Source organism: Nocardia sp. NPDC047648, assembly GCF_040642815.1.
Taxonomy (GTDB): Bacteria; Actinomycetota; Actinomycetes; order Mycobacteriales; family Mycobacteriaceae; genus Nocardia; species Nocardia gamkensis.
In genome coordinates this window covers 62,931-89,166 of sequence record NZ_JBEYSX010000013.1, presented here as the reverse complement: position 1 = coordinate 89,166, position 26,236 = coordinate 62,931, and the positions used below count along the sequence as shown (strand labels likewise).

Below are 26,236 nucleotides of genomic sequence, written 5' to 3'. Positions count from 1 at the left end.
CGCCCCAGGCGCGGACCGTCAGTGGGACACCCCGTGCAGGATGAGCGTGTGCTCGATGCAGCGCGCGATGAATTCGTCGTCGAGCGGACCATCGACCACCAGGAGGCGAAAATATATCGGGGCGGAGAGGGTTTCGAGTACTTCGCGGGCATCCACGTCCGACGGCAGATCCCCTCGGTCGACAGCCCTGCCGATGACGTGTGCGGTTCGCTCGAAGCGGTCGATCCAGAAGCGTCGGCGCGCCTCGGCGACCTCGGGATCGGCCGACAGGGCGATGGTCGTGCCCAGCAGCCGCGCGATGCCGGGGCGCGAGATCAGGTGGGAGATCTGTTCGGCGAGTTGCCGGAGATCGCCGCGCAACGTCCCGGTATCGGGGGCGGGGTTGCCCGCCGCCGCCAATTCGGTGACGGTCTCGGCGATCAGGGCCGTGCGCGTGCCCCAGCGCCGATAGATCGTCGTTTCCGCGACGCCCGCCCTGGCCGCGACATCGCCGATGGTCAGCCCCTCGATCCCATGTTCGGCTACCTGCTCCAGCGTGGCGGTCAGTACCGCGTCGCGCACGCGCGCCGACCGTCCCCCGGTCCGCTTGCGCGGGGCCGGGGGCGGTGACAGTTCCTCGATGCTCGCGTCGCGTCCGCGCTGATCCATGCCCCTGTTCTACTCGATACGCGAGCCGGTGACGGGCGGACCGGGCCACGATCAGTTCGGTCAGCGTAGGTACGCGGTGATCCAGTTGGCGAACTCGCAGGTTAGATGCCACTCGTGTTCGGCGATGTACAGGCCCGGAACGGCCGCCGGGAAGGCCACCGCAAGACGGCTGCGGAAGCCCTCGCCGGGCTCGTCGTGGAACTGGTGCCGCACGCCCCTGGATGACGATGCCGTCGGCGAGTGCGGCGGTTCCGATGACGGCGAGCGGATAGGGAGGTCGCGAGTTCGGCGGCGACTAGTGCCCGCAGTCCGTCCGAGCCGATCAGGGTGCGCGCCCTCGACAGGGCGACGGCGCGGCGGCGATGTCGTCAACGGCGACGGCGAACCGATCGATCAGGGAGTCGAGTCCCCCGTAGCGGGTGACTCGGATCACCCTGTCCACAACGCTGGGCTGTTAACGCCAGAAATACTTGCGTTTGTGCGAGTGTGGGATTACGTTGACGCTGATCTGCCCGGCGTTAGCCGACCGCGCTTCCCGAGCGGGCCGACGTTGGTTCACCCCGCCGACGGAAGTGGTCGGGACGGAAAACGGAGAGGAAGGCGAAGCTCATGCGCGAGCCCATCGCGATTCGGACGTACATTGGCGGCGAACAAATCTCGCGGGAACAAGTACGAGCATGGGAAGCCCGCCGGGCCGAGGTGGTGCTGACCAAGCTCGCCCGCCGTCTGGGATCGCGAGCCTTCGCCGAACTCGCGCCGGGAAAGCGGTTGGACGGACTGCTCGGCGCTCCGCTCGACGCGCAACGATCCGCGTTGACCTCGATGAAGACTCGCTTGGGGCACGCGGGCGTGTACGCCGCGCTGAGGCGTGACCTCGAGATCGCCGAGCGGATGACGCGCACCGGGGTCGCGCTCAGCCGGGGCAGCACCGAGCACGCCGTCACCCGCTTGGAGATTCCCGGCTACAGCGCCGAACGATTCGCCGCCTGGTTCTCCGGCCTCACCGCCACCAACGCCGAGACCGATATGGTCGACGCCTGCCCCGACCACTACCTCTTGCGCGGTCTTCCCGACGGCCGCCAGGAAGTCGTCGAAACCACCGGCGGGTCACCCCTGGCCACTCGATTTCTCGTCGACTACGGCAGCACCGAAGCGCTGACCATCCCTGCCGACCCCCGCTACCCCCACCAGATCGCGGGCCAAGCCGTGCTCGACGACGGCCTCGTGATCGGCGGCGTACGACACCAATTCCTCAACCGCCGCGCAACGATGGAAGCCCTGCTGACCGTGCAGTTCCCGGCGAGTCTGCCCACTCGGTTCATCCACCAGCACCGATGGCACCTTGCCGTGGAATTCGGCAACTGGATCGTCGCCGCCGCATCCACAGCCGCCACGTAGTGAGCTGAATTCGGCTACACGTTGACGCCGATGACGCTGCGGGCACGCCGAAAATGAACGCGCACCGTTGACCGTCCGTTCGGGTGCCACGAAAGACGCGAACACTGCTTCCCTCGGGTGCGGGTGCCGTCGGGTTCGAGCGGCGGGAGAACTCAGCGGTGTAGGCGCCTCGCTATCCGAGTTCGCTGACCCGTGCTCGGGCCGTCGACGTCGATGCCGAGCAGTACCCACCTGTGGCGATGACGGTGTGACCGTCCGGTGACCTTCGCGCCGGCAGCACTCCGGCATCGAGCCGGGTCAGTTCCAGGCGAGAGCCCGGCCGCCAGTCGAGGCCGGTGGCGGTGTGCTTGTCGAGGACGCGGCCTCCGTCGCCGACGGTGCAGAGACCATAGACGACATCACCGTCGGGGTACGAACCACGCGGTTCGTGACCTGCGGTCCGTAAATGAGTTCCTGCAACGGCGACTGCGGCGGGATGACCGGCGCGATCACCGCCGACCACCCCCGCTAGCAAACTTTTCGCAGGCGGCAGATGTGTCGCAATCTGGCAGAGGTGCCAGGAATCGGTGCAGGTTAGAGCGTGTTTCCACTGGTGGCCACCGCGTGCGCGAGTGCACTCCAGCATGCGGCTCCGGAAAGTGTCACGACTGACGTGATTCTGTGCGCGAGAGGGGACTTGAACCCCTACGTCCGTGGACACCAGAACCTAAATCTGGCGCGTCTGCCAATTTCGCCACTCGCGCTTGATGGTACGACCGTCCAAACTCTACCGGGCGTTTCGCCCATTACGAAGCATTGGGAGGGTGTGGCGTACTCGTCAGTAACCTTACCTGGGATTATAACGATTTGGACAACCTCAACATGAGGGGCGCTCATGTTTCGTACGCGTTGGTAACCCGACGGACCAGCGGGTTCAAACATGAGGCGGAGTCATGTTCACCACTATTCTGGTACGTACGTGCACGAATACTCCTAAGTAGCGGCCACATGCGAGGGCAAACGTGAGGATTTCCTCATGATTTTGTGCCATTCTCGCCCGTATCAGGCCGATCACCCGCGATCACTCGTGAACCGGTAGGGACCGGCGTGTCGCCGAGGCATGTCGCATGGAGAAGGAAGTCGAAGCGTCTTGACGATCAACGAGAGCACCAAGACCGAGTCCGGACAGAGCACGAAGGCGGTAGCCGCCGCCGGGAAGGCCGCGTCGGGCGGGGCGCGGTCGCCGCTGTTGGATCGTCTGCTCGACGGCGTGCCGTACGCGCTCGCCTTCGGGGGGCAGGGTGCGCAGTGGTTGAGCGAGCTGGAGGAGATCGGGCGCGACAGCGCGCTGGAGCCGGAGCTGACCGCACTGGTCAACGAGGCGGCCACGCTGCTCGAGCCGGTGGCCGCGCAGTTGCTGGTGGTGCGTCCGGTCGGCTTCGACCCGATCGGCTGGATGCTCGAGAACGAGCTGGCCGACACCGACGAGGGGGAGACCTCCGCGGCTCCGTCCGAGCATGTGCTGCGTTCGGCCGCCGTCTCGATGCCCGGCGTGATGCTGACCCAGGTGGCGGCCGTGCGCGCGCTGCGATTGCAAGGTCTCGATCCGGCGGCGCACGCGCCGGTCGCGATCGTCGGGCACTCGCAGGGCCTGCTCGCCGCCGCGGCGGTCGAAGCCGGTGGCGCCCGTGATGCCGAGCTGCTCGCGGTAGCCCAGATGATCGGCGCCGCGGCGGGTTTGGTGGCGCGGCGGCGCGGGCTGATGCCGGTGGGCGAGCGCTCGCCGATGGTCGCGGTGTCGAATGTCGATCCCGAGCAGTTGCGCGCCGTGGTGGCCGAGGTGTGCGAGGGAGCCGATCCCGCCGCGTCCGTGGTGGTCTCGATCCGCAACGGACGTCGGCGCGCGGTGCTCTCCGGTCCCCCCGCGCAGCTGGAGCGGGTGCGCCAGCGGTGCGCGCAGATGCACGACGAGCAGGCACGTGAGCGCGACGCCAAGGTGCGCGGCGGCTCGGTGTTCGCTCCGGTCTTCGAGGACGTGGCCGTCGACGTGGCGTTCCACCACCCGGCGCTGTCCGACACTGTCGAACTGGTGAGCAGCTGGGCCACCCAATGCGGTCTGGACGCCGAACTGGCGGGCCGGTTGGCGCGGCAGATCCTGGTCGATCCGATCGACTGGGTGGAGGTCGTCGAAGGCGTGATCGCCGCGGGCGCGGAATGGATTCTGGACCTGGGCCCGGGCGATCTGCTGTCCCGCGTCACCTCGGGCACGTTGAAGGGCACCGGCCTCGGCATGGTCGCGGCCGCCACCCGCGCCGGACAGCGCAGCCTGCTCACCCCGGGGGCGGCGCCGGAGCCCGCCACCCCGTGGTCGGCGTTCGCGCCGCGCCCGGTGCGGCTGCCCAATGGGCGCATCGTGGTCGAGACCGCCTTCACCAAGCTGACCGGACGTTCGCCGATCCTGCTGGCGGGCATGACCCCGACCACGGTCGACGCGAAGATCGTCGCGGCCGCGGCGAACGCGGGCCACTGGGCGGAGCTGGCCGGCGGTGGGCAGGTGACCGAGCAGATCTTCGCCGACCGGGTGACCGAGCTGAAGAAGCTGCTGCACCCCGGTCGCTCGGTGCAGTTCAATTCCCTGTTCCTCGATCCCTACCTGTGGAAGCTCCAGCTGGGCGGCAAGCGACTGGTGCAGCGGGCCCGCTCGGCAGGCGCCCCGTTCGACGGCGTCATCGTGACCGCGGGCATTCCCGAGTTGGAGGAAGCCGTCGCGCTGATCCAGGAGCTCACCGAGGTCGGCATCTCGCACGTCGCGTTCAAGCCGGGCACCGTCGCCCAGATCCGGGCCGTGCTGCGGATCGCCGACGAGGTTCCGGACTACCCGGTGATCATGCACATCGAGGGTGGTAAGGCCGGTGGCCACCACTCCTGGGAAGACCTGGACGACCTGCTGCTGGACACCTACGCCGAACTGCGCAACCGCGCGAACGTGGTGGTGTGCGTCGGTGGTGGCATCGGAACCCCCGAGCGCGCGACGGAGTACCTCACCGGCCAGTGGGCGGTCCGGCACGGCTATCCCGTGATGCCGCTGGACGGCGTGCTGGTCGGCACGGCGGCGATGGCCACGCTGGAGGCCACCACCGCGCCGGAGGTCAAGCAACTGCTGGTGGACACCCCCGGCACCCCCGACTGGGTCGGCGCGGGCACCGCGTCCGGCGGAATGGCCTCGGGCCGTAGCCAATTGGGCGCCGACATCCACGAGATCGACAACGCTGCCTCACGCACCGGCCGCCTGCTGGACGAGGTCGCGGGCGACGCCGACGCGGTCGCCGCGCGCCGCGCGGAGATCATCGCGGCGCTGAACGCCACCGCCAAGCCGTACTTCGGCGATCTGACCACCATGACCTACCAGGACTGGCTGGAGCGCTACGTCGAGCTCGCGGTCGGGCTGGACCGCCGCAAGGACTTCGACTGCGGCAGCGACCTGGGCGACGCGATCGCGGAGGCCACCAGCTCGGTGTGGCTGGACATCACCTGGCGCGAACGGTTCGCGGAGATGATGCGCCGCACCGAGGCCCGGCTGCATCCGGCCGACCGCGGCGAGATCGCGACGCTGTTCGCCGCCGACGAGGATTTCGAAGACCCGGTCGCGGCGCTGTGCACCCTGAAGGACGCCTACCCCGCGACGGCGCAGACCCTGCTGCACCCGGCCGACATCCCGTTCTTCATCGCGTTGTGCAAGACGCCGGGCAAGCCGGTGAACTTCGTGCCGGTCGTCGACGCCGACGTGCGCCGCTGGTGGCGCTCGGATTCGCTGTGGCAGGCGCACGATCCGCGCTACTCGGCCGATCAGGTGTGCGTCATTCCCGGCACCGTCGCGGTCGCGGGCATCACCCGGGTCGACGAGCCGGTCGGCGAGCTGCTCGACCGCTTCGAACAGGACACCGCGTACTCGCTGGTGCGTGCGGGCGTGACGCCCGCCGCGGTGGACGCGCGCCGCACAGCGGGCGTCACCAGCGGCCCGATCGACGCCGTGCTGGCCGCCCCGGACGTCCAGTGGGCCGGGCGTACCACGATCAGCCCGGTACACCGGCTCGGCGACCTGTCCGAATGGGTCGTCGACGGTAATGGTGCGGTGCATCCGCCCAGCGGCGCGACACTCGCCGAGACCACCGGCCCCGAGCCGGAGAACAGCTACCTGGAGCTGACCGTCCCGCTGCTGGCGGGCAACGCGGTGCGCATCCGGATCACGGTGCCGACCTCGGTCTACAACGGCGGCGCCCCGGTGGTCACCGAGGCCGACGCGCACGAGGCCATGGCCGCGCTGCTCGCGGTCGCCGCGGGCCAGGATCTTCCGGAGGTCAAGGGCAAGGTCGCGCACGTGAACCTGGCCTGGATACCGGATCTGATCGCCGACCACGCCGGCGTCACCGGTTCCGGCCTGCCCGCCACGCTGAGCACGCTCGGCCGTACCGTGCCGGACGTGCTGGTCGGCGCCTGCTGGCCAGCCGTGTTCGCGGTGCTCGGCGCGACCCGAACCGCGAAGGGCGAGAGCGTCATCGAGGGCATGCTGGACCTGGTCCACTTGGACCACCAGGTGCACCTCGCCGGTGAGCTGCCCGCCGAGACCAGTGTGCTGGCGGTGCGCGCGGAGGCGGGGGAGACCCTGGACACCGACCTCGGCCGCGTCGTCGAAGTGCACGTGCGGATCACCGCCATGCTGGACAAGCCCGAGACCGGGATGTCGATGCCGGTGCTGGCCACCCTCACCGAGCGTTTCGCGATCCGCGGGCGCAACGGCGCGGGCGAACTGACCGATCCGCCGCGCGCGGCGGGCACGGTGTCCGACGCGGCCACCGACACGCCGCGCAGGCGTCGTCGCGACGTCACGATCGTGGCGCCGCGCACCATGCACGCCTTCGCCGCCGTCTCCGGTGACCACAACCCGATCCACACCAGCGATTCCGCCGCGAAGCTCGCCGGGCTCGGCAGCCCGATCGTGCACGGCATGTGGCTGTCGGCCGCCGCGCAGCACGTCGTGTCGGCGGTCGATCCCGCCGCTTCGACTCCGGCGCGGAGGCTGACCGCGTGGACCACCCGGTTCCTGGGCATGGTCCGCCCCGGCGCGCAGATCGATGTGCGCGTCGAGCGCGTCGCGGTCGACGCGGGCAGCGAGATCGTCGAGGTCTCCTGCCGGACCGAAGGCGAACTGGTGATGACCGCGACCGGTCGCACCGCGGCGCCGAAGACCGTATACGCCTTCCCCGGTCAGGGCATCCAGCGCAAGGGGATGGGGCTCGACGCCCGCTCCCGGTCGAAGGCGGCCAAGGAGATCTGGGAGCGCGCGGACAAGCACACCCGTGCCGCGCTCGGCTTCTCGATCCTGGCCGTGGTGCGCGACAACCCGACCTACCTCAAGGCGCGCGGCGTCGAGCACCGGCATCCCGACGGCGTGCTGCACCTGACCCAGTTCACCCAGGTCGCCATGGCGGTTCTCGGTGTCGCCCAGGTGGCGGAACTGCGTGAGGCCGGCGCGTTCGTCGAGGATGCGCTGCTCGCGGGTCACTCCGTGGGCGAGTACAACGCGCTCGCCGCCGTCGCCGGGGTGCTCCCCTTGGAGGCGGTGCTCGAGGTGGTGTTCCAGCGCGGTTCCGCGATGCACGAGCTGGTGCCGCGCGACGCGCAGGGCCGCAGCGATTACCGGATGGCCGCGATCCGTCCCTCGCAGATCGGGCTGCCCGACGCGGAGGTCGTCGGCTTCGTCCGGGAAGTCGGCGAGCGGGTCGGGGAGTTCCTCGAGGTGGTCAACCTGAACCTGCGCGGGTCGCAGTACGCGATCGCGGGCACGGTGGCCGGACTGGAGGCGCTGGAGGAGGAGATCGACCGCCGCCGTGCCGAATTCGGCGGCAAGCGGGCGTTCATCCTGGTCCCCGGCATCGACGTGCCGTTCCACTCGACGGTGCTGCGCAAGGGAGTTCCGGAATTCCGGCAGAAGCTCGAGCAGCTGCTTCCGGTGGACCTGCGCCCGGAGGTCCTGGTCGGCCGCTACATTCCGAACCTGGTACCCAGGTTGTTCTCGCTGGAGCGGGCGTTCGTCCAAGAGATCGCCGACCTGGTGCCGTCCGAGCCGCTCACCGCCGTGCTGGCCGACTTCGACAGCTGGGCGGCCCGGCCGACCGAGCTGTGCCGCGTGGTGCTGGTCGAGTTGCTGGCCTGGCAGTTCGCCAGCCCGGTGCGCTGGATCGAGACGCAGGACCTGCTGTTCACCGATCCCGCGCAGGGCGGTCTCGGCGTCGAGCGGTTCGTCGAGGTCGGTCTCGGCGCCACGCCGACGGTGGCGAACCTGGCCAGCCAGACTCTGAAGCTGCCCGCGTTCGGCGACGCCACGGTCGAGGTGCTCAACATCGAGCGCGAGGCCGCGATCGTCTACGCGACCGACACCGACCCCGCGCCGGTCGACGAGCCCGTCGAGGAGCCTGCGGCCACCGCGGCTCCGGCAGCGGCCGTCGCCGCCGCTCCCGTGGCAGCGCCCGCCCCGAGCTCGGGCGGTCCGCGTCCGGACGACATCGCGTTCACCGCCGCCGACGCCACCCGCGTGCTGATCGCGCTGTGGACCAAGCTGCGGCTGGACCAGATCGGCCCCGTGGACACCATCGAGGGCCTGTGCGACGGTGTCTCCTCCCGGCGCAACCAGCTGCTGGTCGACCTCGGCTCCGAGCTCTCGCTCGGCGCGATCGACGGCGCCGCCGACGCCGACATGGGCGCGCTGTCGGCGACGGTGGAGCGGCTCGCCCGTACCTACCGTCCCTTCGGCACGGTGCTCACCGACGCCATCGGCGATCATCTGCGCAAGGTGTTCGGCCCGTCCGGCAAGCGCCCGGCCGCCATCGCGGATCGGGTCACGAAGGTCTGGGAACTCGGTGACGGGTGGGCCAGCCACGTGACCGCCGAGGTGTCGCTGGGCACCAGGGAAGGCACCAGCGTGCGCGGCGGTGATCTGGGCGGGCTGGTCTCCGGCGCGCTGGGCGACGCCGCCTCGGTCGACGCGGCCATCGACGCCGCCGTGCAGGCCGTCGCGGCCCGCCGCGGTGTCGCGGTGTCGCTGCCATCGGCGGGCGGCGGTGGCGGCGCGACCGTCGACGCCGCGGCGCTCGGCGAGTTCACCGAGCAGATCACCGGGCGCGACGGCGTGCTGGCCACGGCCGCGCGCGTGGTGCTCGAACAGCTCGGACTGTCCGAGCGGGTCTCCGCTCCGGAAGCGTCCGATGACTCCCTGGTCGACCTGGTGTCGGCCGAACTCGGTGCGGACTGGCCGCGCCTGGTCGCGCCCGCGTTCGACGCCCGCAAGGCGGTGCTGCTGGACGACCGGTGGGCAACGGCGCGTGAGGATCTGGCCCGGCTGTGGCTGGCCGACGACTCGGGCAGCGCGAACGGACCGGTCACCGGGTTCATCGGCGCGGGCGAAGCCGTCGCGGCGCAGGCGAACTGGTGGCGGCAGCGGGCGATGCACGAGGCGCGTTCGGTGCTCGCGGGTGTGTACGAGCGCATCGCAGAGGCGGCGCTGAGCACCGAAGAGCCCGGACTGTGGTCCTCGGACATCGCGGTGATCACCGGTGCCAGCAAGGGATCCATCGCCGCGGCGGTGACCGGCAGGCTGCTCAGCGGTGGCGCCACGGTGGTGGTGACCACCTCGTCGCTGAACGACGAACGCCTCGGCTTCTACCGGAAGCTGTACCGGGACAACGCCCGCCACGGCGCGGCCCTGTGGGTGCTGCCCGCGAACATGGCGTCCTACCAGGACGTCGACGCTCTGATCGACTGGATCGGCACCGAGCAGGTCGACAGCGCGGGCGGCGCGAAGATCAAGATCAAGGACGCGATGACGCCCACCCTGCTGCTGCCGTTCGCGGCGCCGCGGGTGGCCGGTGATCTCGCCGACGCGGGCGCGCGCGCCGAAATGGAGATGCGCGTGCTGCTCTGGTCGGTCGAACGACTGATCGGCGGGCTGTCCAAGCTGGGCGCCGACTACGACGTGGACGCGAAACTGCATGTGGTGCTGCCGGGTTCGCCCAACCGCGGCATGTTCGGCGGCGACGGCGCCTACGGCGAGTCGAAGGCGGCGCTGGACGCGGTGGTCGCCAAGTGGCGGGCCGAGAAGTCGTGGTCGGCCCGGGTCACCCTGGTGCACGCGCTGATCGGCTGGGTGCGCGGCACCGGCCTGATGGGCCACAACGACCCGATGGTCGAGGCGGTCGAGAAGGCAGGCGTGCAGACCTGGTCCACCACCGAAATGGCCGACGAACTGCTCAAGTGGTGCACCTCCCGGGCCCGTCAGGTGACCGCGACCGGCCCGCAGCAGATCGACCTGACCGGCGGACTCGCCCGGGCCAAGCTGGACCTGCCCGCGCTGGCCAAGCAGGCCGCGGAGCAGGCGGAAGCGGAGACCGACGCCGACGCGGGCCGCACCATCGCCGCGCTGCCCGCGCCGCCGACCGTGACCTCCGCGCTGCCGGTGCCGGAGTGGAGCGAGGTGGCCGCGGACCTGGCCGACATGGTGGTCATCGTCGGTGCGGGCGAACTCGGTCCGTACGGTTCGGCGCGCACTCGCTTCGAGATGGAGGTCTCCGACGAGCTGTCGGCGGCGGGCGTGCTGGAGCTGGCCTGGACCACCGGCATGGTCATCTGGGAGAACGACCCGAAGCCGGGCTGGTACGACGCCGAGTCCGGCGACTACGTGCCCGAGCACGAGCTGGCCGAGCGCTACCACGACGCCGTCGTCGCCCGCTGCGGTGTGCGCCGCTACGAGGACGACGGCGCCATGACCGACAACTCGGCGCCGCTGATGACCTCGGTCTTCCTCGACCAGGACCTGTCGTTCACGGTGGGCGGCGAGGCCGAGGCCCGCGCCTTCTACGCCGCCGATCCGGAGCACACGGTGATCACACCGGTCGCCGACTCGGGTGACTGGACCGTGACGCGCAAGGCGGGCACCGAGATCCGGGTGCCGCGCCGGGCCAAGCTCTCGCGCACCGTCGGCGGCCAGATCCCGACCGGCTGGGACCCCACCATCTGGGGTATCTCGCCCGATATGGCCGCGTCGGTGGACCGGGTGGCGCTGTGGAACATCGTCTGCACGGTGGACGCGTTCATCGGCTCCGGGTTCAGTCCCGCCGAGCTGATGAGCTGGGTGCATCCCTCGCTGGTCGCCAACACCCAGGGCACCGGCATGGGCGGCATGTCCTCGATGCGCTCGCTCTACATCGACAACCTGCTCGGTGAGTCGCGCCCGAACGACATCCTGCAGGAGGCGCTGCCGAATGTGGCGCTGGCGCACGTGGTGCAGTCCTACGTCGGCAGCTACGGCGCGATGGTGCACCCGGTGGCGGCCTGCGCCACCGCGGCGGTGTCGGTCGAGGAGGGCGTCGACAAGATCCGGCTCGGCAAGGCCGATCTGGTCGTTGCGGGCGGTTACGACGACCTCGGCATCGAGGGCATCGTCGGCTTCGGTGACATGTCGGCCACCGCGGATTCGGCGGCCATGAGCGCCAAGGGCATCAGCGACCGGTACTTCTCCCGCGCCAACGACCGCCGCCGCGGCGGGTTCATCGAATCGCAGGGCGGCGGAACGGTCCTGCTGGCGCGCGGCAGCGTCGCGCTGGAGATGGGTCTGCCGGTGCTCGGCGTGGTGGCGTACGCGCAGTCCTTCGCGGACGGTGTGCACACCTCGATCCCGGCCCCCGGTCTGGGCGCGCTGGGCGCCGGTCGTGGCGGGGCGGAGTCCAGGCTGGCGACCGAGCTCCGCAAGCTCGGCGTGACGCCGGACGAGATCGCGGTGGTGTCCAAGCACGACACCTCGACGGCTGCCAACGACCCGAACGAGTCGGAGCTGCACGAGCGTCTCGCGACGGCCATCGGACGCTCGGACGGCGCTCCGCTGTTCGTCGTCTCGCAGAAGACCCTCACCGGGCACGCGAAGGGCGGCGCGGCCGCCTTCCAGCTCATCGGCCTGTGCCAGGTGCTGGAGCAGGGTGTCATCCCGCCGAACCGCAGCCTGGACTGCGTCGACGAGAAGATGCTTGCCTACCCGCACCTGGTGTGGCTGCGCGAGCCGCTGCGGCTCGGCGATCGCCTTCCGCTCAAGGCCGGTCTGGTCACCTCCCTCGGCTTCGGCCACGTGAACGGCCTGCTCGCGGTCGTGCACCCGGAGGCGTTCATCCAGGCCATCGAGCCGGGACGGCGCGAGGAGTACCAGCGCAGGGCGCAGGAGCGTCAGCTGGCGGGCAGGCAGCGGTTCGTGGAGGCGATGTGTGGCGGCGCGCCGCTGTACGAGCGTCCCGCGGATCGCAGGCTCGGCGGCGACGGCACCCCCGCCAAGCGGGCTCGTCAGCTGGAAGCCGACGTGCTGCTCTCGCCGGAGGCGCGTCTGGCGCAGGACGGCTCCTACCGCGCGAAGGGCATCGGATGCGCGTAACCGGAAGCGCGGCGGGGCAACTCGCCGCGCCGGGTCCGCGCGCGGGCTCGCCGAGTACGTCGTAGGCTGCCCGCCTATGACGATCCTCGGTATCGGCTTGGACTTGGTGACCATCTCCGAGTTCTCCGAACAGCTCGAACGCGCCGGAACGACCATGCTCAGGGAGAGTTTCACCGCGGGAGAGCGGCGCTACTGCCAGAGCAAAGGAACCGACCCGGCGCGCAGCTACGCGGCGCGGTGGGCGGCGAAAGAGGCGGTGCTCAAAGCCTGGGCATCGTCCCGGTTCGCCCGCCGCCCGCAGATCGGGGACAACCCGTATCCGCTGATCGAGGTGGTCAACGACGCGTGGGGCAGGCCGAGCATCAAACTGCACGGCCTGGCCGCGGAATTCCTGCCCAGGGTGCGGGTGCATCTGTCGCTGACCCACGACGGCGACACCGCCGCCGCGATGGTGGTGCTCGAGGACCCGGGTGAGCTGGCCGACCTCATCGAAGGCCGCGACAGCGCCGGATGAGCCGCACGGTGGTCCCGGTTCCCGCCGGGACCACCGTCATCGCTCGCTGCCGGTGCGCGACTCCTTCTCCGCGACGAGCAGGTAGGCGACCATCAGCCGCTTGAGTTCGGCGACCGCTTCCGCGCTGCTCTGCTCGTCCTGCACCGAGAAATTGAGCATCGAATACACCACGTGCACCAGTACTTCGGCCATCATGGTGCGCCGCACCCGCGGGGTGCGCGGGGTGAGCGGCCGCAGCATCTGCGACACGACCTCGGCGAACTGCTTCTCGTGGATCGCGCCCGTGGCCCGGGTGGACGGCGTGGACTGCATGGCCAGCCACACTTCCCGGCGGGACGGGTCGGTCATCCAGAGGTTGGCCAGGTGGTCGACGAACTGGTTCATGTGCCGCAGCCAGTCCAGTGACGGGATCTCGCCGTGGAAGTCGGCCAGTTCCTGGGAAACCGCAACCAGGTCTTGGCGATTCAGCTCACAGACGATGACGTACTTGTTGGCGAAGAACTGATACAGCGTGCCGATCGGCACCTCGGCCCTGGCTGCCACCTCTTCGCAGGTGAACGATTCGAACCCGACCTCGACGAGCAGCTCCCTGGACGCCTGGAGCAAGGCGTCGAACTTTCGTTTGCTGCGTTCCTGCGTCGGCCGGCGTCGCGGCATGAGCTCCTGTGGGTCGTCCTGCAACTCCAACGCAGGGTCCACACGGTGCTTCGACCTGGCCTCCGCGCGTACGTCCACGCATCCAGGCTAACGGTAGCGGCAAGTGGGCGATACGCGCATCCGCCGTTCGGATCCAGGCGGCTCGAGTTCCGCTACCCATCCGTAACCGATGTGGTGCCGAACACATACCGAGCGCGCGTGCATCGCGACGTGTGTTCCGAGCAGGGGAATCCATGGGGCTCATGGCTTTCGGCAAGCGTGAGCTCGGTCAATGCACAGAGGGAAGGCGTGATCAGTGGTAGCTGAATCTGTGGTTACTCTCGGCGTTTCCACCGAACGCGGCGCCGTGCACGCGGTAGCGCTCGCCGACGGCAAGAAGCTCGCCGACCGGGTGCTGCTGCGGCGCGTGGTGCGAGCGGACGGTGACGGCAAGGCCGACGTGGCCGCGGCGGTCGAGGCCGCGCTGAGCGCCCTGGCCGCGGGGCTGGGCTCGGAGTGGACGATCGGGGGCGTCGCGGTCGCCTACCGGGACGCCGCCGAGCGGCGCGCCATCGTGACCCGTTTGGCGGCCGGTCCGTGGCACAGCGCCTCGATGGTCTCGGTGAAATCGGCCCACTTGAGCGTGGCGAGCATGATGACGTGGCTCGAGGCCCACGACAACCTGCTGATCTGCGAGGTGGTGCCCGGGTACCAGGCGTTCACCCTGGTCGACCGCGGCCGCCGCCGGGTGCTCGCCGCGGTGGGGCAGGCGGGCCGGGCGACGCCGCGGTCGCTCGGCATGGGCGTCGCGGCGGCGTGGGAGCAGCTGGACGCGGCCGACGCGCGGCCGGACGCGGTGGCGCTGATCGGCTCGGCGGGCGCCGGGTCGGTGGTGCTGGCGGCGGTCGAGAAATTCGGGGCTCCGGTGATCCCGTGCACGATAGGGGCTTTCGCGTCCGCCGCGGGCGCGGCGTTGAGCGTTCGATTGGAGCACGACACCTGCGCCGACTCGGTGAGCGAGCCGCACCGGGCGCGCGGCGGAGTCGCGGTGTTCGCCGCGGCCGGGGTACTGGCCAGCGGAATGGTCGTCGGCGGGAGTTACCTGCTGAACGACTCCTCGCGGCCTGCGCCGACCGTCGTGTCGGACGCCCGGATCGAAGGCGCAGGCGCGTCGCATCCGGCAGACCAGGTCCGGCCTGTTGATACCGAGGCGCGCGAGTCGTCCGACGGACCGCTCGGCTCCGGCGCCGATGCCGGCGCGACCGGAGTGCAGTTTCCGGAGCCTCGCTGGGCTGCCGCACCGCGTCCGCTGCCGCTGGTCGACGCCGACGCCACGAACGGACCGGAGACGAACGCCTCGGCGCCGCTGGTGCCGGGTACCGGGGTTCCGGCCGACCGGGTGGTGGGCGCGCCCGACGGTGCGCTGTTGTTCCCCGGCGAGGCCCCACCGCCCGCCGTATTCACTCCGGAAGCCGCGGACTGGTGGGACGAGCATCTGCGTTTGATGGCGCAGTGGGCCGCCCAGCAGGTGTTGCAGGCCTAGATCCGCCCGAACCGCGGCCCGATCTCGGCCCGGCGCCCCTGCGGCGCCGGGCTTTTCGCTGCCCGCGGGCTACACCGACAGATCGCGGCGCAACTTGGCGACGTGGCCGGTGGCGCGCACGTTGTACTGCGCGACGGCGATCTTGCCCTCTTCGTCCACCAGGAAGGTCGAGCGGATGACGCCGACGACCGTCTTGCCGTACATGGTCTTCTCGCCGTAGGCGCCCCAGGCGGTGAGCACGGCGCGGTCGGGATCCGACAGCAGTGGGAAGGTCAACTGCTCCGCATCGCGGAATTTGGCCAGCTTGGCCGGCTTGTCCGGGGAGATACCCACCACGTCGATGCCCGCGCCGTCCAGGTCGGCCAGGTTGTCGCGGAAGTCGCAGGCTTGCTTGGTGCAGCCGGGCGTGCTCGCGGCGGGGTAGAAGTACACGATCACCTTGCGACCGCGGTAGTCCGACAGTGAGACGTTCTTGCCGTCGGCGTCGGGAAGCGTGAACTCGGGGGCGGCGTCGCCCGGGGAGAGTCGTTGGTTGGTGGTCACCTCCAGCACGGTATCCGAAGGTCCGGACAGGTGATCCGCGCGCGGCCGGATAGTGCGGCGTGGCGGCGGATACACTCGTCCGCGAGCCCCGGGTGCCGCACGAAAGGCCGAGCATGCGGCGTGATCGTGCACCGGGTACGGCAATCGACAACAGGAGGGTGGAACGTGGCAAGGGATACCGAGCGGATCGAGCAGGAGATCGAGGCCGCCCGCACTCGGCTGGCGAGCACGCTCGACGAACTCGCGGTACGCGCGGACCCGCATCGCATCGCGGACGACACCAAGCAGATCGTGGTCGGGAAGCTGAACGAGCCGAAGGTGAAATACAGCCTGATCGGCGCCGCCGCTCTGGTCGTCGGGCTGGTGCTGCTCAAAATCTTCCGCTGAGCTGGAAAAACGACGACACCCGGTGTGGCATGGCCCACCGGGTGTCGTCGTTTCGCGGTCGGTTCAGACCGTCGGGCAGGCGAAGCCGTCGCCGTCGGGATCCAGGTGCGGGCCGTAGCCCGGTTCGCCACGGAACAGCGGCGCACGGCCCGCGTTGCGGGCGTCGTCGCAGTTGGCGAAGGCGCCACCGGCCGAACCGGTCTGCGACAGACCGGCCGAGCCGGTCGCGGCGGAGCCGGTGTCGACGGCCGAGGAACCCGTTCCGGCGGATCCGGACGGAGGGGCGGCTAGGGCGGCGGGAGCCGCGAGAAAGGTCAGTCCCGCGACGGCCGCGCTGACGGAGAGCCGGCGAACGTTCATGTATTCCTCTATGTGGTTGCTGCGGTGGATGCGGCGTCCGACCGGACGCCGCATCCACTGTTGTGACGGGCCGCTCTCTTGTCAACCTCGGGGGGACGGAACTAGGGCATTAGGGGATCCTGCCCACCGGCACCGCTGATGTGCTGTGCGGGGATGTTTCCCATGCGCCCGGCCTGGTAGTCCTCCATCGCTTCGATGATCTCCGCGCGGGTGTTCATCACGAACGGCCCGTACTGCACCACCGGTTCCCGGATCGGCCGTCCGCCCAGCAGCAGCACTTCGAACGCTCCGGTCCGATTGTCTTGGCGCGCATCGGCTGTCACGCTGATCGCGTCTCCGCGGCCGAACACCGCCAGCTGTCCTTCGCTCAGCGGCCTGCGTTCCGCGCCGACCGCGCCGCTGCCGGAGAGCACGTACGCCATCGCCGTAAAATCCTGCGGCCAAGGCGTTTCCAAAACTCCGCCGGGAGTGATCGACGCGTGAGCGTAGGCGATCGGAGTGTAGGTCGAACCGGGACCGCTGAACCCGCCGACCTCCCCGGCGATGAGCCGGACCAGCGCGCCGCCGTCGTGCGAACTCACCAGCGTCAGTTCGCGAGCGCGCAGGTCTTGATAACGCGGCGCGGCGAACTTGAGCGCGCGCGGCAGGTTCACCCAGAGTTGGATGCCGTGGAACCACCCGCCCGAGGCGACCATCTCCTCCGGCGGCACCTCGTCGTGCAGGATGCCGGAGCCCGCGGTCATCCACTGGGTGTCACCCTCGCCGATGACGCCGCCGCCGCCCTGTGAATCGTGGTGCACCATGGTGCCGTCGAGCATGTAGGTGACCGTCTCGAAGCCGCGGTGCGGATGCCACGGCGCGCCCTTCGCCTCGTGCGGTTCGTAGGCGACCGGGCCCATCTGGTCGAGCAGGATGAACGGATCGGCGGCGCGCAGATCCATGCTGGGGAACGGCCTGCGCACCTCGAACCCCGCGCCTTCGCGCTGTTTGTGCGCGGTGACCACGCTCCGGACCGGCCGTTCGCGCAGGGTCGCGTCGAGACGGGGGAGGCGTGGCAGGACCATGATGTCGGGCACGGTGACGGCGGGCATGGGGACCTCCTCGGGAGTTGGTGTCCATGTCAACCAACCGTGACTACACTTCATTCCCATGGTCCGGTGGTTGAGTGACGACGAGCAGGCGACTTGGCAGGCATATGTGCGGCTGCGCCAGCGTTTGGACGGGGCGATTTCGGCCGGCCTGGCCGAGGACGGTCTGTCCCTGGCGGACTACGAGTTGATGGTGGCGTTGTCGGCTGCCCCCAACGGTTGTCTGCGCGCCAAGGAACTGGCCGCCGAGGTGTGCTGGGAGAAGAGCCGGTTGTCCAAGCATCTGGCCAGGATGGACGCGCGCGGTCTGGTCGAGCGGCGGCCCGCCGAAGAGGATGCCCGCGGAATCATCGTCCAGCTCACGCCGGAAGGGCGCGTCGCGTTGGAGCGGGCCGCGCCGAACCACGTCGATCTGGTCCGTCGCGTCTTCATCGAGCCGATGACGGCGGATGAGGCGCGGGTGCTGCGCGGGCTGGCGGACAAAGTGGTCGCCGAGGTGGAGCAGGTGACCGAACTCGGCGCATGAGCGGCGCGGTTCGTGCTCCTGCGGTGACGCTATCCGGCTTCGGTGTCACGCCGTCGCCATCGACGCCACCACGGGGCCCGCACGGTGTCCTCGCCTGCCCCCGCTCGGGAAGGGGCCGCCGTCGCGCGGCTCGGCCGCTCGCGCCTCGGCCGGGCGGACTCGCGCCACTGCCGGACGATGTCGTCCGCGTTCACCGGAGCGATCGGCACGAACGGTCCTTCCGGCATCCGCAGCCAGTCCACGATGCGTCTGTTGAGTTCGCTCACCGCGGCCCGCACCTGCCGTTCGCTGGTCGCATCGCGCACGTCTTCGGGCAGGTGCTCGATATCGCGCCGCAACAGCAGCGACGGTGGCAACAGCGCCTCACTGCCGACTCCTTCGCGACGTAGATAGCCGCGTAGCCACCAATCTTCGTCGTAAGCGGTACCCGCCCCGGGAATCGGCTTGCCGGTGCCGGGGAGGTTGTCGAATTCGCCGCGCTCGGCCGCCTCGCGGATCTGCTTGTCGACCCACGATTCGAACGTCTGCTTCGCCGGTTTGCGCTCGGTCATCGCGACGGCGGTGTCGACGGAACCATGACACCACTCTACGGAAGTCGGTAGTAGAGGTGGAAAATCCTGTGCTGGAACGTTTTTCGGAGATGATCAGGACCACGGCGTGATCGGCGGCTTCACCCAGAGCAGCTTCTCGTCGGTGTGCTCCCGTCGAGCCGCGGGATGCTCCGGATGGCGGACGGCCCAGTCGTCCTTCTCGGTCAGCAACCGCGCCACCGTAGTCCAGGTCTCGTCGGTGCTCGGCGGATTCGTCGCGGCGGCCCTGGCCAGTTTGCGCCGGACGGACGCCGTCATCGCGAGCACCTCGGAGCCGGTGATGCCACGGTGCCAGAGGTAGCTCGCCAGCCGTCGCGCTTTCTCGGCGCGGCTCTTGGCCGCCACGTCGTTGTGTGCGTAGTCGGTCACGGGCACGTCCACGGGTCGCAGGTGGCATCGACCCTAGCCGACCGGGCGTACCGGCCGGAATGCGCCGCGGCCTCCCCATCGTCGGATGGGGAGGCCGCGGCGCGAGGCGGACTCAGTACGCGCTGTCGACGTTGTCCATCGAGCCGTAGCGGTGCGCGGCGTAGTTGCAGGCGGCGACGATGTTGGCGACCGGATCCCAGATGTCGAAGGGCGTGCCCGCGACGTGGTACGTGGCGAACGTGGGGTCGATCACCTGCAGCAGACCCTTGGACGGGATGCCCATGGCGGCATTGGAGTCCCACAGGTTGATGGCCTGGGGGTTGCCGGTGGACTCACGCATGATGTTGCGGTGAATGCCCTCGTAGCTGCCCGGGATGCCGTTGGCCTGCATGATGTCGAGCGCCTGATGGATCCAGCCGTCCAGGTTGTCCGCGTAGACCGGCGCGGCCGGGGCGGGCATCGGGGCCGGAATCGGCTCGGGAGCGGGCGCAGGCGCCGGAGCAGGAGCGGGAGCGGGCATCGGCGCGGGGATCGCCTCGGCGACCGGGGCGGCGACCACGGCGGGCGCGGCGGCGGCGGCCTCGGGCTGCTGCTCGGCCACCATGGCGATGCGAGACGGGACGCTGTCATCGGCCACGGACGCCGCGGAGCAGGCGGCCACGGCGACGACACCCGCGGCGGCGACGGCCACGGTGACGGTTTCGCGGAGCGAGGGGCGACGAAGGGTGGAAAGGCGTCTGTCAGGCATTCGAATCGGTTCCTTTATCGGGGACTTACTCGATCCGGGCCGCAATTGGGCAGCACGGATCCTGCGGCGTACGCTCGGGGCGTTCGCCGAAAACGGCCATGTGCTTTTGTGTGGTTTTGTTGTGGGGGACGATGATGTCCCCGGAACGCGACGCGGTTCGTGTGTGCGGCGCCGGATCGCCCTCGATGGGCTCGGCCGCGGTGTCGCGCGGGACTTCGCATCTCGATGCGAAGAGACGGGGCGGAAGTGTGGATCGCGGGTCCGTTGCCGGATTCCGCTCCGCCGATCACGTGGCGGGCAGTTGCCTGCCGGTGATCGTTACCGAATCGGTGTCTACAACTCCTCGGGCTGACCAAACTTCAGGTCGCTTCGTGACCTGATTGCAGAATGGTCACGCTTGGTTAACAGAGGGTGAACGAAACCTGAATGATAGGCGTTGGCGATCTTGGAAAGCCCAGGACGCGGTAGCCGAATCGTTATCCAAGCTGGGAGTTTGCCGTTAAACCTCTTGTGCTGTACATCACAGAAATTTTCGGCTGTATGACTGGATTTCGGAGGCTCAGCGGGCGTATCGCTGTCCGAATTGAGACTACTGGTGCAACTGGGAAGAGGCCCAGGTCACGGTGATGTCACGGGTTTCGCGGCGAAATTCGGAGACGAGAAAACCGTGCCCTTGCCAGCCGATGACTGACAAGGGCACGGTTTGCGTGATGTGCGCCATCAGGGACTCGAACCCCGAACCCGCTGATTAAGAGTCAGCTGCTCTGCCAATTGAGCTAATGGCGCGTGCTCCGTGTTCCGGTGCGGGACAAACCTTAACAGGCCGGGGCCGCAGAAGTGAAATCGTGGCCTGACCGGCCGCGATGCGATGCGCTCGTGGGCCGGTAACGCCGGGGATCGGCGGGTTGATCTACAGGTGGTAACGCTGCAGTGACGGACGAGGTGTTCACATTGGCCTGGACGTTACGCACTGGCAGAATGTCCGATTGTGGTTTCGATCGCCCGCGTCCACGGCGGGGTGACGCAGCGCAGCGGTCGGTATCCGAAGCCATCGGTGTGTCCTGGAGCACCGAGACTTTGAAACGGGGTTGGAAATGAGTGTTGGTCGAGGTCGGCAGAAGCGCAAGCCGGCCGCGCGGTGGTCCCTACGCACTGTCGCGGGGCCGGTGATCGTCGTCGCGGTCGCCGCCTTGGCGCTGACGGGATGTTCGGCATCCGACGCCACGGATGCGGCGCAGGCGGTCATCGACCGCAACCCCATCACCGAATTGATCAAGCCCAAGCTGCTGTCGCCGGTGAAGGACGGCGAGGTGGGGGTCTCGCCGGGCGTCCCGATGACGTTCAAGGTGGAGGACGGCAAGTTCACCGGGGTGACCTTGGTCAGCCCGCAGGGCAAGTCGATCGAGGGCAAGCTCGCCGCCGACGGCCGGTCGTGGGAGACCACCGAGGTGCTCGGATACGGCAAGACCTACCGGTTGAAGGCCGACGCGATCGGCTTGGGCGGGGCGAATACCGCGACGCTGAGCTTCACCACGAGTTCGCCCGGTAATCAGACCAAGCCCTACCTGGTCCCCGGCGAGGGCGAGGTGGTGGGTATCGGACAGCCGGTGGCCGTCCAGTTCGACGAGAACATTCCGGACCGGAAGGCGGCGCAGTCCGCCATCAAGATCACCACCGAGCCGCCGGTGGAGGGCGCGTTCTACTGGGTGAACAATCGCGAGGTGCGGTGGCGGCCGGAGCACTTCTGGGCGCCGGGGACGAAAGTCACCATCGACGTGAACGTCTATGGGCGTGATCTCGGTAACGGCTTGTACGGCCAGGACAACATCCACTCGTTCTTCACCATCGGCGACGCGGTGGTCTTCACCGCCGACGACGACACCAAGCAGGTGGTCGTCGAGCAGAACGGCCAGGTGATCCGCACCATGCCGACCTCGATGGGCAAGGACAGCACGCCCACCGACAACGGCATCTACATCGTCGCCGACCGGCACGAGAAGATCATCATGGACTCCTCGACCTACGGCGTGTCGGTCAGCTCGCCGGACGGGTACAAGACGCCGGTGGACTTCGCGACACGACTGTCCTACAGCGGCATCTTCTTCCACTCGGCGCCGTGGTCGGTGGGTGCGCAGGGATACAGCAACACCAGTCACGGCTGCCTGAACCTCAGCCCGGCGAACGCGCAATGGGTCTTCCAGAACGCCAAGCGTGGCGATATCACGATCGTGAAGAACACCGTGGGCGGCACCCTGTCCGGCGTGGACGGCCTGGGTGACTGGAACATCCCGTGGCCGGTCTGGAAGGCGGGCAACGCGGACGACAATCGCTGAGCCGAAGCAGGACGCCGAACGGGCCACCGGAACGTAATCCGGTGGCCCGTTCGGCATTCCGGGGCTGTGTTCACGGCAGCATGTTGCAGCCCAACTGGGCGTCGCCCAGGATCGCGATCGCGCTGCCGGTCGCCGCGCACAGCAGTTTGCCGCCCGCCGAACCGCTGCCCGCGGAGCCGGTGGTGGCAAGGCCGCCCGCCGATCCGCTCGACGCCGAGCCGGAGGCGGGCAGCGGCGGAAGCCCGATGCCCGCGGCCGCGGTTCCGCTGGATCCGGTGAGGAGTGTGGTGCCGACGAAGGCTGCGATAACCGCGGAACGCATCACGAGGTGTGTCTTTCTGATCGAACCGGGAGGCGCCCCAGCGACACCCTCCCACGTGGATCGCAGTCTACGGAGACGTGCCGGATTCTGGACGATATTCGTTTCACATTGCGGCGAGCGTGCGCCGGGGAACGGAATGAGACGCAAAAGAAAAACCCGGACGGCTCCGATTTCTCGGGGCCGTCCGGGCTCCTGGGGTGAGCGACGGGACTCGAACCCGCGACAGCCAGGATCACAACCTGGTGCTCTACCAACTGAACTACGCTCACCATCGCCGGTCAACAACCGGCGGGCTAGATATTAGCGTGTCAACCCGCCCACTCCCTAATCGGCGTCAGGCGAGCCGTTGACCTGGGCTGATTCGGCCCGCTCCGGAGCGAGTTCGGAGACCTCGGCGGCGATGGCGGCGATTTCGGTGGTGGAAGGGCCGGGCGGCGCGACGAACGCGGTCCGCCGGTAGTACTCCAGTTCCCGGATCGACTCCTGGATGTCGGCCAGCGCACGGTGGCTCAGTCCCTTTTCCGGCTGGCCGAAGTAGATGCGCGGATACCAGCGGCGGCACAGCTCCTTGATCGAACTCACATCCACCATCCGGTAGTGCAGGTGGGCGTCGAGCAGGGGCATGTCCCTGGCGATGAAACCGCGGTCGGTGGCGATCGAGTTACCGGCCAGCGGCACGGTCCGCGGGGTGGGGATGTACTGGCGGATGTAGTCGAGCACCCGCTGCTCGGCCTCTTCCAGGGGGACGGTGGAGCGGCGGACCTCTTCGGTCAGGCCGGAGCGCGCGTGCATGTCGGCGACCACCGCGGGCATCGCGGCCAGCGCGTCGTCGTCGGCGTGGATGACGATGTCCACGCCCTCGCCGAGGATGTTGAGATCGCTGTCGGTCACGAGCGCGGCCACCTCGATCAGCTTGTCGCTGTCCAAGCGCAGGCCGGTCATCTCGCAATCCATCCACACCATGTATTTGTCGGACACCCGTGCAACATTAGCCGGGCCGAGGTCCCGAGCAGGCGGTACGGCACGGCAACCGCTCAGACGCCGATGCGGCCATGAACCTGACCGGCGGGGATACAGTTTCTTCCAGATCGGCACCCGGCGTTTTCGGTGCGACAGCAAACACTGCGTGAAGCAGTCCGAGTCGAGCCAGGACGGAGGACGTGCGATGACCACCCCTCAGGAGAAGGCGGCCGCGGCGCGCAAGGCGGCCGACGAGGCGGCGCGGGTCGCGGCCGAGGCGGCCGCTGCCGCGGAGGCCGCCGAACGCGAGCTGGCCGAACAGACGGTCGCCGCCGAGGCGGGAGCGGGTTCGTCCGTGGCGCGAGACGAGCCGTCCGGCGCGCGGACAGACGCCTCCGCCGCACAAGAGATCGCCGCGGGTTACGCGTTCGAAGGCCTCGCGCTGGAACTGGGCACCGTCGTGGTCGACGGAACGGTGGATCCCGCCGCCCACGTCCGTATTCCGATGCCGATGGTGAACCGGCACGGGTTGGTCGCCGGGGCCACCGGTACGGGAAAGACGAAAACCTTGCAGGGCATCGCGGAGCAGCTGTCGAGCGCCGGTGTTCCGGTGGTGCTGGCCGACATCAAAGGCGACTTGTCGGGTCTGGCCGAGCCGGGGCGATCGAGCGACAGGCTCGCCACACGCATCGCGGAGACCGCCGCCGCGGACTGGGCGCCGACCGGCTTCCCGACCGAGTTCGTCTCATTGGGTACCACCGGAGCCGGGCTGCCGATCCGCGCGACGATCAGTTCCTTCGGCCCGGTGCTGCTGAGCAAGGTGCTCGAGCTGAACGATACGCAGGAGTCCACCCTCGGCTTGATCTTCCACTGGGCGGACCGCAACGGCCTCGCACTGCTGGATCTGAAGGACCTGCGCGCGGTGATCACGCATCTGACCAGCCCCGAGGGCAAGGAGGACCTGAAGGGTATCGGCGGTGTCTCCGCGGCCACCGCCGGGGTGATCCTGCGCGCCCTGGTGAATCTGGAGGCCGACGGCGGCGACACGTTCTTCGGCGAACCCGAACTCGACCCGGCCGACCTGGTGCGGGTCGTGGACGGAAAAGGGGTGATCACGCTCTTCGAGCTCGGTGCGCAGGCGGCACGGCCGGTGATGTTCTCCACCTTCCTGATGTGGGTGCTCGCCGACCTGTTCCAGACGCTGCCCGAGGTCGGCGACGTGGACAAGCCCGCACTGGTCTTCATCTTCGACGAGGCGCATCTGCTGTTCTCCGACGCCTCGAAGGCGTTCCTGGAGCAGGTCGAGCAGACGGTCAAGCTGATCCGGTCCAAGGGGGTTGGCGTGTTCTTCTGCACCCAGCTGCCCACCGACATCCCGAACCAGGTGCTCTCCCAGCTCGGCGCGCGCATCCAGCACGCCCTGCGCGCATTCACCCCGGACGACCAGAAGGCGTTGGCGAAGACCGTCCGCACCTACCCCAGAACCGGCGTCTACGACTTGGAGCAGGCGCTGACCTCCCTCGGCACCGGCGAGGCGATCGTGACCGTGCTCTCCGAGCAGGGCGCGCCGACGCCGGTGGCCTGGACCAGGCTGCGGCCGCCCCGGTCGCTGATGGACACCATCGGTGCGGACGCGATCAAATCGCGGGCGCTGTCCAGCCCGCTGGCCTCGAAGTACGCCCAGACCATCGACCGCGAGTCGGCCTACGAACTGCTCGCCGCGAAGGTGGCCGCGGCGGCGCCGGAGGCGGAACCCGCTCCCGTGCCCGGCCGTGCCGCGACCCGCGAGGAGGAGGAGTCCGCCGCCGAGCGGATCATGAAAAACCCCGCGGTGCGCAGCTTCCTGCGTTCGGCCGCGAGCGCGGCAGGCCGCCAGATCACCCGCAGCCTGTTCGGCACCAGGCGCCGCTGAGCGAGGTCAGCCGCCGAGCTTCTTGTAGAACGCGCCCGCGATGGGAGCGGTGACCGCGCGCGGGCCGTACTGGCCCGCCACGCTCATGCCCTTGCTGATCAGGCCCGGGACCACGCGCATCTTGTTGCGGGCGAGCGCGTCGATGGACACCTTCGCGGTGTACTCCGAGGAGACCCACATGAAGTCGGGCACCATCCGGTCGACGATGGAGGCGTCGGCGGGGTCCGGGAGTTCGGTGCGCACCGGGCCGGGCGCCAGCAGCGTGACATGCACGCCGGAGCCCTTCAGCTCACCGCGCAGCGATTCGGAGAAGGTGTTGGCGAACGCCTTGCTCGCGGCATAGGTGGTGTTGTTCGGGATCGGCATGTTGCCCGCGGCCGAGCCGCTGATCAGGATGCCGCCACCGCCCCGGGCCAGCATGCCGGGCAGCACGGCAAGGGTGAGATCGTGCACGGCGACGGCGTTGAGTTCCATCTGGGCGCGCTCGTAGGCCGGGTCGAGTTCGGCGACCGCGCCGAAGGTCGCGATGCCCGCGTTGTTGCACAGGATGGCGATGTCGCGGGCGGCCAGTTCCTCCACCAGCACGCCGCGCTGGTCGCGGTCGGCCAGGTCGACGGCGCGCACCTCGGCGGTGATGCCGTGGGCCAGGGTCAGCCGCTGCGCGAGCTCGGTGAGCAGCTCCTCGCGGCGGGCGACCAGGATCAGCGAGTAGCCGCGCGCGGCGAGATCGGCGGCGAGCGCGGTGCCGATGCCGGAGGAGGCGCCGGTGACGACCGCGCGGTTCTCGGAGGTGGGGGAGGGCAGGCTCACCCCGTGCAGCCTAGGCGATGCCGCGCGAGGGGACGCCGACGGAGGCTGCCGCGCGATCCCGGGCGAGGCGGTATTCCACGCCGGGGCAACGGCGACCGGGCA

At 69.3% G+C, this 26,236-nt stretch carries 21 protein-coding genes and 3 tRNA genes; 8 read left to right on the top strand and 16 right to left on the bottom strand.

From position 1 onward, the window contains the following. Positions 1-18 precede the first annotated feature (18 nt). On the bottom strand, positions 19-648 hold the full coding sequence (locus ABZ803_RS25355; RefSeq protein WP_357042868.1) for a TetR/AcrR family transcriptional regulator: 630 nt from the start codon (positions 646-648) through the stop codon (positions 19-21). Between the two features lie 60 nt (positions 649-708). Beyond that, a complete protein-coding gene (locus tag ABZ803_RS25350; protein ID WP_357042865.1) occupies positions 709-861 on the bottom strand; it encodes a hypothetical protein in 153 nt (50 codons plus the stop codon). Between the two features lie 396 nt (positions 862-1,257). Between ABZ803_RS25350 and ABZ803_RS25345 the strand changes: the two genes are divergently transcribed. Then, positions 1,258-2,046: a hypothetical protein gene (locus ABZ803_RS25345; protein WP_357042862.1), complete on the top strand. Its 789-nt coding sequence runs from the start codon at positions 1,258-1,260 to the stop codon at positions 2,044-2,046. Positions 2,047-2,707: 661 nt separating this feature from the next. On the opposite strand, the gene ABZ803_RS25340 is transcribed toward ABZ803_RS25345, so the two are convergent. Then, positions 2,708-2,789 (bottom strand) — tRNA-Leu (locus tag ABZ803_RS25340). 386 nt (positions 2,790-3,175) lie between these two features. Here ABZ803_RS25340 and ABZ803_RS25335 point away from each other — a divergent pair. Then, complete coding sequence (locus ABZ803_RS25335) at positions 3,176-12,493, top strand: fatty acid synthase subunit beta domain-containing protein (RefSeq protein ID WP_357042859.1); 9,318 nt, start codon at positions 3,176-3,178, stop codon at positions 12,491-12,493. 76 nt (positions 12,494-12,569) lie between these two features. Then, positions 12,570-13,007, top strand: coding sequence for a holo-ACP synthase (locus ABZ803_RS25330; protein WP_040865364.1), 438 nt, complete (start codon positions 12,570-12,572; stop codon positions 13,005-13,007). Between the two features lie 36 nt (positions 13,008-13,043). Here ABZ803_RS25330 and ABZ803_RS25325 read toward each other — a convergent pair whose 3' ends face one another. Continuing rightward, complete coding sequence (locus ABZ803_RS25325) at positions 13,044-13,664, bottom strand: TetR/AcrR family transcriptional regulator (RefSeq protein ID WP_227954938.1); 621 nt, start codon at positions 13,662-13,664, stop codon at positions 13,044-13,046. A gap of 295 nt (positions 13,665-13,959) precedes the next feature. Here ABZ803_RS25325 and ABZ803_RS25320 point away from each other — a divergent pair, with 295 nt between their 5' ends. Then, entirely contained in the window at positions 13,960-15,186 is a 1,227-nt protein-coding gene (locus ABZ803_RS25320) for a hypothetical protein (RefSeq protein ID WP_357042856.1), read from the top strand. A gap of 69 nt (positions 15,187-15,255) precedes the next feature. Here the strand turns inward: ABZ803_RS25320 and bcp are convergent, their stop codons facing one another. Then, the gene (gene bcp / locus ABZ803_RS25315) at positions 15,256-15,729 is read right to left on the bottom strand and encodes a thioredoxin-dependent thiol peroxidase (protein ID WP_357042853.1); all 474 of its coding nucleotides are present in this window, start codon (positions 15,727-15,729) and stop codon (positions 15,256-15,258) included. A gap of 165 nt (positions 15,730-15,894) precedes the next feature. On the opposite strand from bcp, the gene ABZ803_RS25310 reads away from it, so the two are divergent. Continuing rightward, on the top strand, positions 15,895-16,116 hold the full coding sequence (locus tag ABZ803_RS25310; RefSeq protein WP_040865367.1) for a DUF3618 domain-containing protein: 222 nt from the start codon (positions 15,895-15,897) through the stop codon (positions 16,114-16,116). A gap of 63 nt (positions 16,117-16,179) precedes the next feature. Here ABZ803_RS25310 and ABZ803_RS25305 read toward each other — a convergent pair whose 3' ends face one another. After that, entirely contained in the window at positions 16,180-16,476 is a 297-nt protein-coding gene (locus ABZ803_RS25305) for an excalibur calcium-binding domain-containing protein (protein ID WP_040865425.1), read from the bottom strand. A gap of 101 nt (positions 16,477-16,577) precedes the next feature. Continuing rightward, positions 16,578-17,567 carry a pirin family protein gene (locus ABZ803_RS25300; RefSeq protein WP_357042848.1) on the bottom strand — a complete coding sequence of 330 codons (990 nt, stop codon included), beginning with the start codon at positions 17,565-17,567 and terminating at the stop codon, positions 16,578-16,580. Between the two features lie 58 nt (positions 17,568-17,625). Between ABZ803_RS25300 and ABZ803_RS25295 the strand changes: the two genes are divergently transcribed. Continuing rightward, entirely contained in the window at positions 17,626-18,090 is a 465-nt protein-coding gene (locus ABZ803_RS25295) for a MarR family winged helix-turn-helix transcriptional regulator (protein ID WP_357042845.1), read from the top strand. A 29-nt stretch (positions 18,091-18,119) separates the two neighbouring features. Here ABZ803_RS25295 and ABZ803_RS25290 read toward each other — a convergent pair whose 3' ends face one another. The 5 genes from ABZ803_RS25290 to ABZ803_RS25270 all read right to left on the bottom strand — a co-directional run bounded on the left by ABZ803_RS25290 (position 18,120) and on the right by ABZ803_RS25270 (position 20,583). After that, complete coding sequence (locus tag ABZ803_RS25290; protein WP_357042842.1) at positions 18,120-18,641, bottom strand: DUF1992 domain-containing protein; 522 nt, start codon at positions 18,639-18,641, stop codon at positions 18,120-18,122. A 93-nt stretch (positions 18,642-18,734) separates the two neighbouring features. Next, positions 18,735-19,049 (bottom strand): hypothetical protein, encoded by a 315-nt coding sequence (locus ABZ803_RS25285; protein ID WP_357042839.1) that lies wholly within the window; start codon positions 19,047-19,049, stop codon positions 18,735-18,737. A gap of 112 nt (positions 19,050-19,161) precedes the next feature. Further along, positions 19,162-19,797: a transglycosylase SLT domain-containing protein gene (locus ABZ803_RS25280; protein WP_357042836.1), complete on the bottom strand. Its 636-nt coding sequence runs from the start codon at positions 19,795-19,797 to the stop codon at positions 19,162-19,164. A gap of 589 nt (positions 19,798-20,386) precedes the next feature. After that, a complete protein-coding gene (locus tag ABZ803_RS25275) occupies positions 20,387-20,518 on the bottom strand; it encodes a hypothetical protein (protein WP_357042834.1) in 132 nt (43 codons plus the stop codon). Then, positions 20,511-20,583: transfer RNA gene (locus ABZ803_RS25270), tRNA-Lys, on the bottom strand. Before ABZ803_RS25270 ends, ABZ803_RS25275 begins: the two co-directional genes overlap by 8 nt. Before the next feature lie 308 nt (positions 20,584-20,891). Between ABZ803_RS25270 and ABZ803_RS25265 the strand changes: the two genes are divergently transcribed. Beyond that, complete coding sequence (locus ABZ803_RS25265) at positions 20,892-22,130, top strand: Ig-like domain-containing protein (RefSeq protein WP_357042831.1); 1,239 nt, start codon at positions 20,892-20,894, stop codon at positions 22,128-22,130. 70 nt (positions 22,131-22,200) lie between these two features. On the opposite strand, the gene ABZ803_RS25260 is transcribed toward ABZ803_RS25265, so the two are convergent. The 3 genes from ABZ803_RS25260 to orn all read right to left on the bottom strand — a co-directional run bounded on the left by ABZ803_RS25260 (position 22,201) and on the right by orn (position 23,430). Then, positions 22,201-22,452, bottom strand: a complete 252-nt coding sequence (locus tag ABZ803_RS25260; protein ID WP_357042829.1) for a hypothetical protein — start codon at positions 22,450-22,452, stop codon at positions 22,201-22,203. A 193-nt stretch (positions 22,453-22,645) separates the two neighbouring features. Next, a tRNA-His gene (locus ABZ803_RS25255) sits at positions 22,646-22,721 on the bottom strand. 55 nt (positions 22,722-22,776) lie between these two features. After that, complete coding sequence (orn, locus tag ABZ803_RS25250) at positions 22,777-23,430, bottom strand: oligoribonuclease (RefSeq protein WP_357042826.1); 654 nt, start codon at positions 23,428-23,430, stop codon at positions 22,777-22,779. A 187-nt stretch (positions 23,431-23,617) separates the two neighbouring features. Here orn and ABZ803_RS25245 point away from each other — a divergent pair, with 187 nt between their 5' ends. Beyond that, entirely contained in the window at positions 23,618-25,324 is a 1,707-nt protein-coding gene (locus ABZ803_RS25245; protein WP_357042823.1) for a helicase HerA-like domain-containing protein, read from the top strand. A 6-nt stretch (positions 25,325-25,330) separates the two neighbouring features. On the opposite strand, the gene cmrA is transcribed toward ABZ803_RS25245, so the two are convergent. Continuing rightward, positions 25,331-26,134, bottom strand: coding sequence for a mycolate reductase (cmrA, locus tag ABZ803_RS25240; protein ID WP_040865377.1), 804 nt, complete (start codon positions 26,132-26,134; stop codon positions 25,331-25,333). Positions 26,135-26,236 lie beyond the last annotated feature (102 nt).

Bases quoted from the DNA above. Each gene is read 5' to 3' on its own strand.
- ABZ803_RS25355 (WP_357042868.1), bottom strand. From the start codon at position 648: ATGGATCAGCGCGGACGCGACGCGAGCATCGAGGAACTGTCACCGCCC.
- ABZ803_RS25345 (WP_357042862.1), top strand. From the start codon at position 1,258: ATGCGCGAGCCCATCGCGATTCGGACGTACATTGGCGGCGAACAAATC.
- ABZ803_RS25330 (WP_040865364.1), top strand. From the start codon at position 12,570: ATGACGATCCTCGGTATCGGCTTGGACTTGGTGACCATCTCCGAGTTC.
- ABZ803_RS25325 (WP_227954938.1), bottom strand. From the start codon at position 13,664: ATGCCGCGACGCCGGCCGACGCAGGAACGCAGCAAACGAAAGTTCGAC.
- ABZ803_RS25305 (WP_040865425.1), bottom strand. From the start codon at position 16,476: ATGAACGTTCGCCGGCTCTCCGTCAGCGCGGCCGTCGCGGGACTGACC.
- ABZ803_RS25300 (WP_357042848.1), bottom strand. From the start codon at position 17,567: ATGCCCGCCGTCACCGTGCCCGACATCATGGTCCTGCCACGCCTCCCC.
- ABZ803_RS25295 (WP_357042845.1), top strand. From the start codon at position 17,626: ATGGTCCGGTGGTTGAGTGACGACGAGCAGGCGACTTGGCAGGCATAT.
- ABZ803_RS25290 (WP_357042842.1), bottom strand. From the start codon at position 18,641: ATGACCGAGCGCAAACCGGCGAAGCAGACGTTCGAATCGTGGGTCGAC.
- ABZ803_RS25280 (WP_357042836.1), bottom strand. From the start codon at position 19,797: ATGCCTGACAGACGCCTTTCCACCCTTCGTCGCCCCTCGCTCCGCGAA.
- ABZ803_RS25275 (WP_357042834.1), bottom strand. From the start codon at position 20,518: ATGGCGCACATCACGCAAACCGTGCCCTTGTCAGTCATCGGCTGGCAA.
- ABZ803_RS25265 (WP_357042831.1), top strand. From the start codon at position 20,892: ATGAGTGTTGGTCGAGGTCGGCAGAAGCGCAAGCCGGCCGCGCGGTGG.
- ABZ803_RS25260 (WP_357042829.1), bottom strand. From the start codon at position 22,452: ATGCGTTCCGCGGTTATCGCAGCCTTCGTCGGCACCACACTCCTCACC.
- ABZ803_RS25245 (WP_357042823.1), top strand. From the start codon at position 23,618: ATGACCACCCCTCAGGAGAAGGCGGCCGCGGCGCGCAAGGCGGCCGAC.